We start from the raw sequence: 15118 nt of genomic DNA on the forward strand, positions 1-15118 counted from the left end.
CTTTGTTCAGTTTTGAGAGGTCTACTCAATAATTGAAGAGTCAGCTTATGACTTTGACATTAGAAGATACTCTCAAGAGAATACTTTGTTCATTGAAAACTGGATATTTGAAGTAAATTAAGTAATACAAACCGAGAACACCGCGTTGAATTTGAAGGCTAAACACTTGTTTAGCTGGATAGAGTTTTTTAATAAGTTCAATTGCTTATTTTCTTGATCGGACTTCTATCGCTAGAAGAAAGATCAAAACCCAACCGCAAGGTTGATAAGGTTAAGTGAATAAGGGCGCACGGTGGATGCCTTGGCACTAGGAGCCGATGAAGGACGGGACTAACACCGATATGCTTTGGGGAGCTGTACGTAAGCTATGATCCAGAGATTTCCGAATGGGGAAACCCAACATCTTTTATAGGATGTTACGTTTGCGTGAATACATAGCGCATTCGAGGTAGACGCAGAGAACTGAAACATCTAAGTACCTGCAGGAAGAGAAAGAAAATTCGATTCCCTGAGTAGCGGCGAGCGAAACGGGAAAAGCCCAAACCAATGAGCTTGCTCATTGGGGTTGTAGGACTCCAATATGGTAGTTCTTTCAGATAATCGAATGACTTGGAAAAGTCAGTCAAAGAGGGTAAAAACCCCGTAGATGAAATTTGGAAGGCACCTAGGAGGATCCTGAGTACGGCGGAACACGAGGAATTCCGTCGGAATCCGGGAGGACCATCTCCCAAGGCTAAATACTCCCTAGTGACCGATAGTGAACCAGTACCGTGAGGGAAAGGTGAAAAGCACCCCGGAAGGGGAGTGAAATAGAACCTGAAACCGTGTGCCTACAACAAGTCAAAGCCCGTTAATGGGTGATGGCGTGCCTTTTGTAGAATGAACCGGCGAGTTACGATTGCATGCGAGGTTAAGTCGAAGAGACGGAGCCGCAGCGAAAGCGAGTCTGAATAGGGCGTTTGAGTATGTAGTCGTAGACCCGAAACCATGTGATCTACCCATGTCCAGGTTGAAGGTGCGGTAAAACGCACTGGAGGACCGAACCCACGTACGTTGAAAAGTGCGGGGATGAGGTGTGGGTAGCGGAGAAATTCCAAACGAACTTGGAGATAGCTGGTTCTCTCCGAAATAGCTTTAGGGCTAGCCTCGGATTTGAGAATGATGGAGGTAGAGCACTGTTTGGACTAGGGGCCCATCTCGGGTTACCGAATTCAGATAAACTCCGAATGCCATTCATTCATATCCGGGAGTCAGACTGTGAGTGATAAGATCCATAGTCGAAAGGGAAACAGCCCAGACCACCAGCTAAGGTCCCAAAATATATGTTAAGTGGAAAAGGATGTGGGGTTGCACAGACAACTAGGATGTTGGCTCAGAAGCAGCCACCATTTAAAGAGTGCGTAATAGCTCACTAGTCGAGTGACCCTGCGCCGAAAATGTACCGGGGCTAAACATATTACCGAAGCTGTGGAGTACACCATTAGGTGTATTGGTAGGAGAGCGTTCTAAGGGCGTTGAAGGCAGATCGTGAGGACTGCTGGAGCGCTTAGAAGTGAGAATGCCGGTATGAGTAGCGAAAGACAGGTGAGAATCCTGTCCACCGAATGACTAAGGTTTCCTGGGGAAGGCTCGTCCGCCCAGGGTTAGTCGGGACCTAAGCCGAGGCCGACAGGCGTAGGCGATGGACAACAGGTTGATATTCCTGTACTCGTTGTTTTTGTTTGAGCAATGGAGGGACGCAGGAGGCTAAGGAATGCAGACGATTGGAAATGTCTGTCCAAGCAGTAAGTCTTGATAGGAGTCAAATGCTTCTGTCTACACGGATAAGCTGTGATGGGGAGGGAAATAATAGTACCGAAGTTCCTGATGTCACACTGCCAAGAAAAGCTTCTAGTGAGAAAACAATGACCCGTACCGCAAACCGACACAGGTAGTCGAGGAGAGAATCCTAAGGTGAGCGAGAGAACTCTCGTTAAGGAACTCGGCAAAATGACCCCGTAACTTCGGGAGAAGGGGTGCTGATTTTCGATCAGCCGCAGTGAATAGGCCCAAGCGACTGTTTATCAAAAACACAGGTCTCTGCAAAATCGTAAGATGAAGTATAGGGGCTGACGCCTGCCCGGTGCTGGAAGGTTAAGAGGAGTGCTTAGCGTAAGCGAAGGTACGAATTGAAGCCCCAGTAAACGGCGGCCGTAACTATAACGGTCCTAAGGTAGCGAAATTCCTTGTCGGGTAAGTTCCGACCCGCACGAAAGGCGTAACGATTTGGGCACTGTCTCAACGAGAGACTCGGTGAAATTTTAGTACCTGTGAAGATGCAGGTTACCCGCGACAGGACGGAAAGACCCCATGGAGCTTTACTGTAGTTTGATATTGAGTGTCTGTACCGCATGTACAGGATAGGTAGGAGCCGTAGAAATCGGAACGCTAGTTTCGATGGAGGCGCTGGTGGGATACTACCCCTGCGTTATGGCCACTCTAACCCGCACCACTGATCGTGGTGGGAGACAGTGTCAGATGGGCAGTTTGACTGGGGCGGTCGCCTCCTAAAAGGTAACGGAGGCGCCCAAAGGTTCCCTCAGAATGGTTGGAAATCATTCGAAGAGTGTAAAGGCAGAAGGGAGCTTGACTGCGAGACCAACAAGTCGAGCAGGGACGAAAGTCGGGCTTAGTGATCCGGTGGTTCCGCATGGAAGGGCCATCGCTCAACGGATAAAAGCTACCCTGGGGATAACAGGCTTATCTCCCCCAAGAGTCCACATCGACGGGGAGGTTTGGCACCTCGATGTCGGCTCGTCGCATCCTGGGGCTGTAGTCGGTCCCAAGGGTTGGGCTGTTCGCCCATTAAAGCGGCACGCGAGCTGGGTTCAGAACGTCGTGAGACAGTTCGGTCCCTATCCGTCGCGGGCGTTGGAAATTTGAGAGGAGCTGTCCTTAGTACGAGAGGACCGGGATGGACTTACCGCTGGTGTACCAGTTGTTCTGCCAAGGGCATTGCTGGGTAGCTATGTAGGGAAGGGATAAACGCTGAAAGCATCTAAGTGTGAAGCCCACCTCAAGATGAGATTTCCCATTTCTTTAAGAAAGTAAGATCCCTGAGAGATGATCAGGTAGATAGGTCAGGAGTGGAAGGCCAGTGATGGTTGGAGCGGACTGATACTAATCGATCGAGGACTTAACCAAATGGTTAAAAGAAAAGAACTCGGACATTACTTAAACTTCAAATCCAGTTTTGAGTGAGCAAAATGCAAACTCAATAAAAGATAACACCACAGTGTGGTGGCGATAGCGAGAAGGATACACCTGTAACCATGCCGAACACAGAAGTTAAGCTTCTTAGCGCCGATTGTAGTGAGGGGTTGCCCCTTGTGAGAGTAGGACGTCGCCACGCAAATGGTAAAAGCAGATGAACAAAGTTCATCTGCTTTTTTGTATTTTTTTTGATTAGAGAAAAAACGATGGGAACAAATTTTCGGTTTTAGATGAAAAAAATGAAGGAAAATGGTATGATAAATAGGATAGATAGCTCGAAATATCACTAGTTTTATTAAATAGAAAAATGAAAAATGCTCTAGAGGAGCTTACTTTGATCAAAAAGGAGGATTTTCGATGATTCAATTCATTCACGCAGCTGATTTACATATGGACCGTTCATTTGAGGGATTAGTAAATTTGGATAAGCGAGTACAGGAAAGGTTATTAATAGCTAATCTAAATGTTTTATCAAACATTGTGGATGAAGCAATAAAACATGCGGTTGATTTTGTTTTATTGGCTGGAGATAGCTTTCACCAACCTCGTCCTTCATTGAAAATCCAAAAACATTTCGTTGACCAAATGGAACGCTTGAACCAAAGTAATATTGATGTATATATGATATTTGGGAATCACGATTATTATCAACAGGAAAGGTATTGGTTTAAATTCCCTGATAACGTACATCTCTTTACTTCAGAGAGTGTTGAAACTAAAAAGTTGATCAGTAAATCAAAAGAAGAAGTAGCAATCAGTGGATTCAGCTATCTTCATCAGTGGATCCAGCAGAATAAAGTAGTGGATTTTCCATTGAGGGATTCAGTAGACTATCATATAGGGATGTATCATGGGGAAATAGGAGCAAATGAAAAAGGAAATTATGCTCCTTTTCATGTTTCACAAATGCAGGATAAAGGCTATGACTATTGGGCATTGGGACATATTCATGTGCCTATGGACTTAAATGAGCATGGAACGATTAATTATCCTGGAGCACCTCAAGGACATACACAAAAAGAAACGAGTGCGCGCTCAATTTTACTTGTGGAATTAGACCAAGGGAGAAGTCAAATCGAAACGCTCGAAGTGGCAGAAGTTTATTGGGAAGAGAAAACGATCTCTTTGAAATTGGCGAAAACTACCCAAGACATTTTGAGTATCTTCAAAACACAACTTGAAACTACTTCCACCAAACTGTCTTTGCTAGATATCAAAGTGGTTGATTACACTCATTTGAGTCATGAAGTCATCGAAAGGATCCAATCAGGAGAACTATTGGACTACTTAACAGATAAATTGTCTGCCAATCTGATAAATATCTATGTATGGCGTATTTCTATTGTGAATGAAGAATTGCCGAATCGAGTTTCTTTATCGGTGTCAGAAGATTTATTGGAACAACTATTTGAGACATATCATTCACCTGAGATTTTTCAACAAATCTTAAATGAAATGTACAGCCATTCAGAAGCTCTTCGATTAATCCATGAAATACCAAACTATCAGGAGCAAACATTAAATAGAGCAAAAGAATTACTCGATCGAGATTTTGTGTTCGAGGAGGATAAAGAATGAGAATCTTAAGAATAGAGATTGCTGCTTTTGGCAAGTGGCGACAAAAAAGCTTTGACTTTACTTCTGGGAATCAGTTGATTTATGGGGAGAATGAGGCTGGTAAATCAACAATCTACCAATTTATTCAAGCCATTTTATTTGGCTTTCCTTCAAAGGGAAAGAAGAAAAAGGATTACACTCCTAAAGATGGCTCCGCTTATGGAGGAAAGCTTTGGCTTGAACATCCTGTTTATGGAGAGATCATGGTTGAACGCTACAAGCAACAAAACCGAGGCAAAGCTAAGGTGCGTTTTAATGAGCAGGTAGGCAGTGATGAATTATTAGAAAAACTGATCACGCCTTTAACAAAGGAACTCTTTCAGCAGGTTTTTACTTTTCAACAAGAACAGTTGACCGAGCTGGAATACCTGAGAGAAAAGGAATTACATGATGCTTTGATTTCTTTAGGCATTACTGGTAGCTCGCAAGTTTTCCAAAAAAGACAGGATTATTTTCAAGAAGCCCAGCAGCTATTTAAAAAGAAGGGGCAAAAATTGCTCATTAACCAGAAATTGAATGAATGGAAGTTGTTGCAAGAAAAAGTTCAACAAAAACAAAATCAAGAAGCTTATTTCAGCCAATTAGTGCAACAAGAGCAGAGTTATAGTCAAGAACAAACAGTATTACAAGAAAAACTTCAAAAAATAAATGAAAAAATCAGTCAGATCAAACAGCAAGAACTTAATTATCCTTTATATGAAGAATGGCAAACTTTAAAAAGCAAGTCATTATCAGGAGTTCCAGAAGAAAAATTATTGATAGACCTCGAGGATTTTTCTAAACGGTATCAACAGATGACGGAGCGCCTAGATGAATTAGAAACGACTCTCGAAAAACATAGTGGCATGGATCAACAATCTGCTCGCTATTATTTTTATTTAGAAAATGAAGAAACATTAAAAGAAATACTAAAGCAACAAAATCAAGTGGAACAATCTCTCAAAGAGTGGGAAAGACTTCAAATAGAAGAAAGAGAGACAGAATCTGAACTGAAAATTTTAGAGCAACGTTGGCACTGGTTGAGGCAGCAAGCACCAAAAGAATTCTTGTATACTGAAGAATGGCAGCAACTTTTAACGGAGCACCGATCATTAAGTGAAAAAAGGAATCAATTGTCTATTCGCTCTGAAATCGTAGAAGAACAGCAACTAGCACTTGAAACGGAAATAAATAAAATAGAAGAAGAGCATCCAGAATTGATAAATAGCCAACCGGTAAGTAGTCAGCCAAAGATGAACCTACAATTGATTGTCATTTCGGCAATATTCATAGTGATTGCGTTTTTTATTCCTATGCCTTGGAAGCTCGTGCCGTTCTTATTTGTAGTAGGAAACGTGGCTTATTATTTGTACAAGCAAAGAGAAATAGGACAAAAGAGCAATCTAGCTGAAGTTAAAGGAATGTGGCAAGAAAAACTGGGGCAATTAGACAGTGTACTTGCTCAAATAGAAGAACTTAACCAGAAGAATAAAAAATGCTTCACTGAACAGCAAGTATTCGAAAAAAAAATAGGAGAGTTTTCTTCTAGGAATCACTTGGCACAGATGAATACATTTGAAGCGATGAGAACTTATGGACAGGAAGTATCCGATTACCAAAGGTTACTGGAGCTATTTGAACAAAAACAGGTACGTGTAAAGGAAATCAAACAAAAGCTATTGCTAGTCGAAAGTAAATTGGAGATCGTGAAGGAATGGCTACCGATACATGATCGGCAGTTGACTGAAAAAATGGGATTACTTGCTCAGTTTGTCGAAGCGATGGAACAGTTGAAATTTGCGAGAAGTTATCAACAAAATACATTATTGAAGCAAGAAATCAATCAGCTTAAAAAGAAACAGAAAACATTGTTGGCTGAGTATAACGGACAATTACAAAAAGCTGGACTTATGTATCCATCAGAAGTACCTGTGTATCTGCAAAAGGCAAAACAAACAAAAACGCATCTTAAGCGATTGACTGAATTAACCGAAATGCTAACGTCTCTTTTTCCAAAGAGCAAGACAAGAGAACAATTGAGCCAAGAATTGCGTACGTATCAGCAAGAACAGTACCGCTATCAATTAGAGGAAAAAGAAATCATCGAAAAACGCCAACGCTTGAAAATACAAGTAGAGGAACTTCAAAGAGATGGGACACTAGATGAGTTATACCAAGAAGCTAGTTTAGTAAAATCACAATTGGAACAGTTATTCGAAGAGTGGGGTGGCTTAGCGATTGCAGCGACATTTTTAGGTGATCTTTCAACCGAAATGAGTGAACGGCAACTCCCTCAGTTATTAAAAATTGCAGGTGATTATTTAGGGGTATTGACTAAAGACCATTATCACGAAATTTTATTACAAAATGACACATTGACATTAACAGATGGTAGTACGGAGTATCCAATTTATGAGCTATCAACGGGCACGAAAGATCAGCTGATCATGGCTATGCGATTTGCTTATCTATCATTAGAAGCTAAGCGTTCCATTTGTCCGATCATCATAGATGATGGTTGGTTGCATTACGATCATCAGCGGAAGTACCAATTGGCAAAACTTTTAGCCGAATTTGGGGAAAAGTATCAGGTAATTTGTTTTTCTTCTGATCAAGAAATGGTAAGCTATTACCAAGAGCTAAAACAAGCTGTAAATATACTAGAAGGAGCAAATAATGAAAAAAATTCGTGAATTAGTTATTGATGAACAGTTTGAACTGTTTGTTCTAATAAAAAATGCTGATGTTAGAATCGCAAAAAACGGGAAAAAATTTATCGCATTTACTTTTCAAGATACATCGGGAACAATTGACGGAAAATATTGGGATGCCTCCGAAGATGAAATAAAGAAATTTACTGCTGGGACAGTGGTGTTCCTTAATGGTAAAAGAGAAGTTTATCAAGGAAACCCTCAGGTGAAAATTTTACACATGCGTTTAACGAAAATCGATGAACCAAGTGAACCAAGTCTTTATATGGAACGAGCACCAATGAAAAAAGAAGCAATGGAAGAAGAAATCAATCAATTATTGTTTGAAATCACAAATGCGCATTGGAATCGAATTGTTCGTCATTTACTCAACAAGTACCAAAAACAATTTTTTGAGTTTCCGGCAGCTAAACGAAATCACCATGCATTCGCTAGTGGGCTAGCTTATCATACACTGACCATGCTTCACTTAGGCAAATCCATTGCAGATGAGTATCCGGAATTGAATCGGGCACTATTATATGCAGGAATCATTTTGCATGATCTTGGAAAGGTTATTGAACTATCAGGGCCAATGAGTACCGAATATACGTTGGCTGGTAACCTTGTAGGCCATTTGGTATTAGTGGACGAAGAAATTACAAAGGCCTGTGTGGCGTTGAAAATCAATGAGGCGGATGAAGATGTTTTGGTTTTGCGACATATGGTGTTGGCTCATCATGGGTTACTAGAATATGGATCGCCAGTAAGACCTCGGATAATGGAGGCAGAAGTTCTACATCAAATCGATAACATCGATGCTTCAATGCAAATGATGCTGACTTCTATACGACAAACAGAGCCAGGTAAATACACAGATCGTATTTTTGGGATGGACAATCGTAGTTTTTATGTACCTAAAGATATATAAATAGAAAGTACGTAGTCAACTTTGCGGGAATAAAGGGACCACCAAGAGTTAGATTTTTGATTTAACTCTTGGTGGTCCTTTTAGCATGATACGTGCTTTTATTTCGTCTTAAATATTTTTTTTATTGTAAAACAAGTATGTGTATGATTATACTTATTTAGAGAATCATTCAGTTGGGACGTGGGACGATTGGAACAAGTTATTCAAAGTTTTGATGATCGGAAAAAGTTATTATTGATTTGGTTACTAGGATTATTGGTTGCCCTTTGTCTGCTATACACGGCGTATAAAATCAGAAATCATTCAAAAATCGGACTGATTGCATTGACAACGATAGGGATATTTCTAGGAATCGTAATGACTTTTTCACTCATCGTTACTGTAATGTTAGGAATCAATTGGTAAAAAGAGGTCGAGATAAAAGTCGTTTAGGCTTGAGAAATTGGAGAAAAAAACGAACAATACGTTTTTTGTATTGTTCGTTTTTTTTTGAAATTTCCAAAAAGCTTGACTTTGGGATGCGGTTTATTCGAGAGTCTGTAGCAAACCTGATGTTTAGATTTGTCTCACATTCCCTTTGTTTATTTGCTTGATGATTCTGTAGTGCTTTCTTCAGTATCTGAAGCTTTTGTTGATTCAGTTTCTTTTGTTTCAGAAGATTTAGTTGATTTAGTTGATTCTTTTTCTGAATCGGAAGTGCTCTTGCTACCTGACTCTGTAGTAAATGCACTTAGGACATTTTTGAAGGAATCATCCTTCACTTTAACATTCGCTGCTTTTAATTCTTCTGAAATGACTTTTGTTTGGAAAGCTTGGTCATTCAGTTTTGTATCAGTAGCGATTTGTTTTACTTCATCTTTGTACTTGTCCATATCATTGCCTTTATTTTGGTTTTTCACCATTTTTACTACATAGTAATCAGTTGCGTAAGTACTTGCATTTGTAGCAGTGATGACATCAGATACTTCGCCATCTTTCAGTTTGAATGCAGCTTCTTGTACTTCTGTAGGAACAGTCTTGCTTTGAGAATCAAACTTGACTTTTCCGCCGTCTTCTTTTGTTGTTGTGTCAGTTGATTTTTCTTTTGCTAATTTTGTAAAATCATCACCATTGTCAGCTGATTTTTTCACATCTTTCGCATCATCTTCACTACCTAATTTAATGATTTGAGCTTCTACTTCTGGATGGAAAGATTTCCATGCAGTTTTCAAATCTTCGTCAGTCAGCTTGATGTGATCCTTGATTCCAGCTTGTAAGACTAGATTATTTTTGATTGTTTGTTTGTAGCTGTCTTTTGTATAGCCAGCTGCTTCCAATTGAGATTCAAATGTATCGCCGTAGCTTTTTGCTTGTTTGTCATACTCGGCATTGACTTTTTTGTCAGATACTTTATCTTCATATTTGTTATTGAAAACCTTATAAATGATCATGTTTTGAACTAACTGTTGATTGGCAGAAGAAGTTTTTGCTTCATCGTAAAAATCTGAAACAGTAATGGTTCCACCTTTCATTGTTGCAATATCTTTATCTGTACTACCTGAACAAGCTGCTAGTGCCAACACAGCCAACGCACTAGTTGCTGCTAAAATTATTTTATTTTTTTTCATTCAATTCTGCTCTCCTGTAATTTATTATTATTTTTACATATATAACTATACCACATAAAATTCTCAATAAAACCGTTCTTACGATAGTTTCAAATAAAATTCAAATTTTCATCACATTCACCATTTGAATTTTAAAAAATGATAAAATATGTCCCATGATTATTAAAAAAACGTATTATTGTAAGTCGTTCGGAAGTTCTTGAGATAATTTTTCTACCTGTTCTTGGATTTGAGCAATCCTTGGTTCTGCTTGAAATTTAAAATTTTCAATATCCTTTTTCATAGCATTTTGGAAAGCAGGAATAACAGAATTTGCGGTTTCTTTTGTTTCTACTAAGGCATGCTTAAAATGATTAAGACTGTTATTTAATTCATTCGTCAAAGCAGTTGCTTCGTCGACTTCAGTGATTAGTTTTTTTCTTGTATCATTGCCACTTCTGGGTGCGAATAGTAGACCCGATGTTGCACCTACTGCTGCGCCAAAGATAAGACCTTTGAGAAAATTTTTAATCATGGGTATTCACCTGCTTTTGGATAGCATTTTGGATACTAGCTAAGGTCTCAGCTGTATAATCTTCTTGATGATTGCCAAAATGAATAGAGAAGTCATCCTTTTTGCTGTATCTAGGTACCAAGTGGATATGTGAATGAAAGACAGACTGATAAGCAAGTTCTCGATTATTGTTTAAGATATTTAGACCTTCCATTTCTGGGAAAGCTTTTTCGATTGCGCGGGCAATTTTAGGGATTCGTGAAAAAACATTTGCTGCTAATTCTTCATCATAGTCAAAAATATCTGAAACATGTTTCTTGGGAACGACAAGGGTATGACCTTTTGTTGTTTGAGAAATGTCTAAAAAGGCATATACTTTTTCATCTTCATAGACTTTATAGCTAGGAATTTCTTGATTGATAATTTTGCAAAAGATACAGTTTTCCATTTGAAACATCCTTTCCATTAGAAATAATTCTTTAGTTTAACTTTACCATAAGTTCAAAGGAATGTATGAAAAAAAATAAATTGACTCGATTTTCTTCGTGGTATAATAATAGCAGTATACTTACGGAGGAAAATTTATGAGTTTAATATTAGAAAATGTCACGGGGGGCTACGGTCATCTACCCGTTTTAAAAGATATCAGTTTCAGAGTGAACCCAGGTGAGATGGTGGGAATGATTGGGTTGAATGGTGCTGGGAAAAGTACAACGATCAAACACATTATCGGGCTTTTGGAGCAAAAAAAGGGAACGATCTCAATCAACGATCTTACTTTGAAGAAAAATACGGAAGCTTATCGAAAACAAATCGGTTATATTCCCGAAACACCTTCTCTCTATGAAGAACTCACTTTAAGAGAACATATTGAAATTACTGCGATGGCGTATAATATCCCACTTGAAACTGCGATGAGAAGAGCGAAAAAATTATTGCATACTTTCCGCTTAGAGAATCGCTTAGAATGGTTTCCAGCTAACTTTTCAAAAGGAATGAAGCAAAAGGTAATGATTTTATGTGCTTTTTTAATTGAGCCTTCCTTATATATCATTGATGAACCTTTTTTAGGGTTAGACCCTTTGGCAATCAATGCGTTACTGGAATTGATGGTGGAAATGAAAAATGAAGGATCTGGCATCTTGATGTCCACACACATTTTAGCAACAGCAGAAAAATATTGTGATCGCTTTGTGGTGTTGCATAATGGAGAGATACGTGCGAATGGAACGTTGAACGATCTGCAAGAGGAATTCCAACTACCTGGTTCTTCGTTAGATGAAATCTATCTTTCTTTAACAAAGGAGCAGCAAGATGAATAATTTTTTTCAATTACGATTAGCGAAGCATCAGAAGAAAATGATGAAATATATGCGATATGTCCTAAATGATCACTTTGTACTGATCTGTTTATTTCTAATCGGTGGGGTAGGTTTCTATTATTCTAATTGGCTAAAAACGCTAACGACCCCTTTTCAATTAGGCGGAGTGATCCTTTCTGTATTTTGGCTTCTTTGCCTATATTTTGGAAAGTTTGCTTCTTTTACTCGTGCGGCTGATATTGTTTTTCTATTACCTAAAGAAGAAGAAATGCGCGGCTATTTACAGCAAGCCTTTCGCTATTCATGTATTTTTCCGTTCATCTTTTTAGGCTTGATCTGTGGCTTTTCTATGCCTTTACTCGTTGTTTCTACGGGGCGACCTTTTACAGTCTTCTTTTTTTATTTGATCATGCTCTGGTGTATGAAAAGTAGTCAGTTACAAATTAAAAGAGCAGAAGTGTTTCGGATCGACAACCGCCAGTTACTTTTGTGGAAAGGCGCATGGGCTGTATCTAGCTTACTCATGCTCTTTTTCTCTTTTTACTGGATTTGGATAGGACTTGTAGGTGCAATCGCTCAAGCTATTATCTATGGCTGGTTTTTATGGAAAAAAATGGATCGTCGTTTGGATTGGGAAAAAATGGTGCAGATCGAAGAACATCGTTTACATCAAATTTATCAATTCATCAATCTTTTTACGGATGTTCCAGAAATCACTTCCAAAGTTAAAAGAAGAAAGTACTTCGATCCTTTGTTAGAAAGAATCAGTAAAACACCAGCGAACACATATTATTACCTTTATATGAGAAGATTTGTTAGAGGAACTGATTTTAGTGGGCTTGTTTTTCGATTGACGTTGATCGGTGGTATTCTGATAGCCAGTATGTCTGACGTTTATTTTATCAGCGGTATCGGAGCATTATTCATTTACCTGATTGGATTTCAGCTTCTTCCTTTATACAATCAATTTCGCTATATGACACTCGTTAAACTATACCCAGTTCAAGAAGAGCAGAAGAAACGAGCGATTCAAAAATTATTATTAGGAGTACTTCTTGCAGTAGCAATTCTTTTTGGGTTGCTGGCTGCCATTGCCCTAAGTGGAGTAGAAAAAGTGATCCCTCTGATCATTTATCTAGTGGCTGCGGGACTGTTTGTTGGGCTGTATGCTCCCGCTAGACTCAAAAAAATGGATGATTGAAGAGATACAAGAATAAAAAACGGAAAAAGAGGATGAAAGAGAGCATGGGACAAAAGTAAGAAATACTTTTGTCTCATGCTTTAAAAACGAATAAACGGTGGGAGCAGAAGCAACTCCTTCTTAAATAAGCCGAAATCCACAAAAATTTGAAAAGCAATTTTCGTTGATTTCTTCTTATTTCTCAGAGTTAAACATTTCTGTTCCAACCTCTTTTCGTTCTCTTTTTTGATAAAAGATGGTTTTTTGAAGCTGAATGATGGAAAAAGAACGTATATGTGCTTGACGTTCGCGGCTTAGGCGACTAGAATAATAAGTACTGCAAAACATAGAGTTAAGAGGACGGGAGAATGCATGATGGAGTTTCAGTTAGACCAAGAATGGCGTTTACGCCCCATCAAAGGTGATACGGGAAAAACATACATAGGCATGCGTGATGAAGACAAGGTCTTTATTAAACGAAACACGACTCCAATGCTTGCTGCACTATCCCGAGAAGGAATCACGCCAAAGCTAGTATGGACAAAACGTACTGGGAATGGGGATACTTTAACAGCACAAGAATGGTTAGAAGGACGTTTATTGACACCCAATGAAATCGGGCAAAGAAATGACGTCATTGATGTATTGTATCATTTGCATCACTCAACATCATTGAAGACAATGCTGACACGTATTGGCGGTAAAGTAATGACTCCAGAAAAAATGTTGAAGCACTATGAATTAGATTTACCTGAGATGCTTAAAAACAATCAATTTTTACAAATTGTTCATCAGTTTTTACGTCAACAGCTTCCACATACGGATAAAGAAGATTTTGCAGTGGTGCATGGAGATGTGAATCATCGTAACTGGTTAGTATGTAAAAATTATTTATATCTAGTTGACTGGGATTCAATCATGTTTGCGGATCCTGCGGTCGATCTCGCCACGATTTTAGGGAATTATGTACCGTTGTCTAATTGGAATCAGTGGCTTATCAGTTATGGCATCAGACCGACAGATGAAATACTTGAGAAATTGCATTGGTATGCTGCAATGAATCTGCTTCAAGAGATCACTAGATATTGTAAACGGGATGATCATCGGAGAATGAACGAAGAAATTCTACAGCTGAAGCGGGTATTCAGCGGTTGATAAAAGTCGTAAATACCGATGCATCACCAGAAAAAAACAAAAATAAAACATGTGTATTTTTAATTTGAGATCAGAAGAGTTTAACTTCACTTTGTCTGATCTTTATTTTTTTAACTAAGAAAGGAATGGAAAGTTTCATGCGCGTACGAAATCGCCCAGGAGCTGCAGAAATGTTAGCAGCACACCCAGATCTTGTCATCAGTGAGCCTACCAAATGGAAAGGGAAATGGCACGAACTATTTGGAAATGATCAACCAATCCATATCGAGATTGGTATGGGAAAAGGACAATTCATCACAGGAATGGCAAAAGCACATCCAGAAATCAATTATATCGGGGTGGAGATGCAAGTGAGCGTTGTGTCGATCGCTTTAGACAAGCTTCTTGAAGAACCATTACCTAATTTGAAACTATTGCATGTCGATGGCTCAGCACTGACGGAGTATTTTTCAGATAGTGAAGTAGACCAAATCTACTTGAATTTCTCTGATCCATGGCCTAAAAAAAGACATGAAAAGCGTCGCTTGACCTACAAAACTTTTTTAGCTGTGGATGAACAGATTTTACGTCCTGAAGGGGAGATCCACTTTAAAACAGACAATCAAGGGTTATTTGAATATTCACTAGCAAGTTTTTCTCAATATGGAATGGTCATCAAGCAAGTATGGCTTGATCTGCACCAAAGTGATTTTGAAGGAAATATCATGACTGAATATGAAGAAAAATTTTCTTCAAGAGGACAAAGGATTTATCGAGTTGAAGCACAATTTAAAGATAAAACAAAATAAGTTGAAGTATCGTTTATCATGATTTAGCGGTACGGAAAAATATAAAGAGGTCGAGACAAAAGTCGTTTAGGTTTGAGAAATTGGAGAGAAAAGAGGTTGGGACA

General features: G+C 39.0%; 11 protein-coding genes and 2 rRNA genes. 10 read left to right on the forward strand and 3 right to left on the reverse strand.

Annotation, left to right across the window (positions count from 1 at the left end; all coding sequences use genetic code 11):
• Positions 1-269: 269 nt before the first annotated feature.
• The 6 genes from CJZ72_RS06970 to CJZ72_RS06995 all read left to right on the forward strand — a co-directional run bounded on the left by CJZ72_RS06970 (position 270) and on the right by CJZ72_RS06995 (position 8874).
• Positions 270-3183, forward strand: a 23S ribosomal RNA gene (locus tag CJZ72_RS06970).
• A gap of 92 nt (positions 3184-3275) precedes the next feature.
• A 5S ribosomal RNA gene (gene rrf / locus CJZ72_RS06975) occupies positions 3276-3391 on the forward strand.
• Positions 3392-3609: 218 nt separating this feature from the next.
• Positions 3610-4830: a DNA repair exonuclease gene (locus tag CJZ72_RS06980; RefSeq protein WP_081134870.1), complete on the forward strand. Its 1221-nt coding sequence runs from the start codon at positions 3610-3612 to the stop codon at positions 4828-4830.
• A complete protein-coding gene (locus CJZ72_RS06985; RefSeq protein ID WP_095443717.1) occupies positions 4827-7541 on the forward strand; it encodes an ATP-binding protein in 2715 nt (904 codons plus the stop codon). Before CJZ72_RS06980 ends, CJZ72_RS06985 begins: the two co-directional genes overlap by 4 nt.
• A complete protein-coding gene (locus CJZ72_RS06990; protein ID WP_005877368.1) occupies positions 7525-8469 on the forward strand; it encodes a 3'-5' exoribonuclease YhaM family protein in 945 nt (314 codons plus the stop codon). The genes CJZ72_RS06985 and CJZ72_RS06990 overlap by 17 nt, the downstream gene beginning before the upstream one ends.
• Positions 8470-8649: 180 nt before the next feature.
• Positions 8650-8874 carry a hypothetical protein gene (locus tag CJZ72_RS06995; protein ID WP_232509800.1) on the forward strand — a complete coding sequence of 75 codons (225 nt, stop codon included), beginning with the start codon at positions 8650-8652 and terminating at the stop codon, positions 8872-8874.
• A gap of 176 nt (positions 8875-9050) precedes the next feature.
• Here the strand turns inward: CJZ72_RS06995 and CJZ72_RS07000 are convergent, their stop codons facing one another.
• The 3 genes from CJZ72_RS07000 to CJZ72_RS07010 form a co-directional block, all read right to left on the reverse strand.
• Positions 9051-10076, reverse strand: coding sequence for a peptidylprolyl isomerase (locus CJZ72_RS07000; protein WP_005877363.1), 1026 nt, complete (start codon positions 10074-10076; stop codon positions 9051-9053).
• 175 nt (positions 10077-10251) lie between these two features.
• Complete coding sequence (locus CJZ72_RS07005; RefSeq protein WP_081134875.1) at positions 10252-10590, reverse strand: YtxH domain-containing protein; 339 nt, start codon at positions 10588-10590, stop codon at positions 10252-10254.
• Entirely contained in the window at positions 10583-11017 is a 435-nt protein-coding gene (locus CJZ72_RS07010) for an HIT family protein (protein WP_005877359.1), read from the reverse strand. Before CJZ72_RS07010 ends, CJZ72_RS07005 begins: the two co-directional genes overlap by 8 nt.
• Positions 11018-11153: 136 nt before the next feature.
• On the opposite strand from CJZ72_RS07010, the gene CJZ72_RS07015 reads away from it, so the two are divergent.
• The 4 genes from CJZ72_RS07015 to trmB all read left to right on the forward strand — a co-directional run bounded on the left by CJZ72_RS07015 (position 11154) and on the right by trmB (position 15014).
• A complete protein-coding gene (locus CJZ72_RS07015) occupies positions 11154-11891 on the forward strand; it encodes an ABC transporter ATP-binding protein (RefSeq protein ID WP_081134877.1) in 738 nt (245 codons plus the stop codon).
• On the forward strand, positions 11884-13092 hold the full coding sequence (locus CJZ72_RS07020) for an ABC transporter permease (protein ID WP_119218993.1): 1209 nt from the start codon (positions 11884-11886) through the stop codon (positions 13090-13092). The genes CJZ72_RS07015 and CJZ72_RS07020 overlap by 8 nt, the downstream gene beginning before the upstream one ends.
• A gap of 351 nt (positions 13093-13443) precedes the next feature.
• On the forward strand, positions 13444-14226 hold the full coding sequence (locus tag CJZ72_RS07025; RefSeq protein WP_016176902.1) for a phosphotransferase family protein: 783 nt from the start codon (positions 13444-13446) through the stop codon (positions 14224-14226).
• A gap of 137 nt (positions 14227-14363) precedes the next feature.
• A complete protein-coding gene (trmB, locus tag CJZ72_RS07030) occupies positions 14364-15014 on the forward strand; it encodes a tRNA (guanosine(46)-N7)-methyltransferase TrmB (RefSeq protein ID WP_081134878.1) in 651 nt (216 codons plus the stop codon).
• The last annotated feature ends 104 nt before the right edge of the window (positions 15015-15118 follow it).

It is taken from the genome of Enterococcus durans (assembly GCF_002277935.1).
In the GTDB taxonomy this organism is placed as follows: domain Bacteria; phylum Bacillota; class Bacilli; order Lactobacillales; family Enterococcaceae; genus Enterococcus_B; species Enterococcus_B durans.

What these genes read in the sequence shown, in the direction of transcription:
- trmB (WP_081134878.1), top strand. Translation starts at nt 14,364, where the DNA reads ATGCGCGTACGAAATCGCCCAGGAGCTGCAGAAATGTTAGCAGCACAC.
- CJZ72_RS06980 (WP_081134870.1), top strand. Translation starts at nt 3,610, where the DNA reads ATGATTCAATTCATTCACGCAGCTGATTTACATATGGACCGTTCATTT.
- CJZ72_RS06985 (WP_095443717.1), top strand. Translation starts at nt 4,827, where the DNA reads ATGAGAATCTTAAGAATAGAGATTGCTGCTTTTGGCAAGTGGCGACAA.
- CJZ72_RS06990 (WP_005877368.1), top strand. Translation starts at nt 7,525, where the DNA reads ATGAAAAAAATTCGTGAATTAGTTATTGATGAACAGTTTGAACTGTTT.
- CJZ72_RS07025 (WP_016176902.1), top strand. Translation starts at nt 13,444, where the DNA reads ATGATGGAGTTTCAGTTAGACCAAGAATGGCGTTTACGCCCCATCAAA.
- CJZ72_RS07000 (WP_005877363.1), bottom strand. Translation starts at nt 10,076, where the DNA reads ATGAAAAAAAATAAAATAATTTTAGCAGCAACTAGTGCGTTGGCTGTG.
- CJZ72_RS07010 (WP_005877359.1), bottom strand. Translation starts at nt 11,017, where the DNA reads ATGGAAAACTGTATCTTTTGCAAAATTATCAATCAAGAAATTCCTAGC.
- CJZ72_RS07020 (WP_119218993.1), top strand. Translation starts at nt 11,884, where the DNA reads ATGAATAATTTTTTTCAATTACGATTAGCGAAGCATCAGAAGAAAATG.
- CJZ72_RS07005 (WP_081134875.1), bottom strand. Translation starts at nt 10,590, where the DNA reads ATGATTAAAAATTTTCTCAAAGGTCTTATCTTTGGCGCAGCAGTAGGT.
- CJZ72_RS07015 (WP_081134877.1), top strand. Translation starts at nt 11,154, where the DNA reads ATGAGTTTAATATTAGAAAATGTCACGGGGGGCTACGGTCATCTACCC.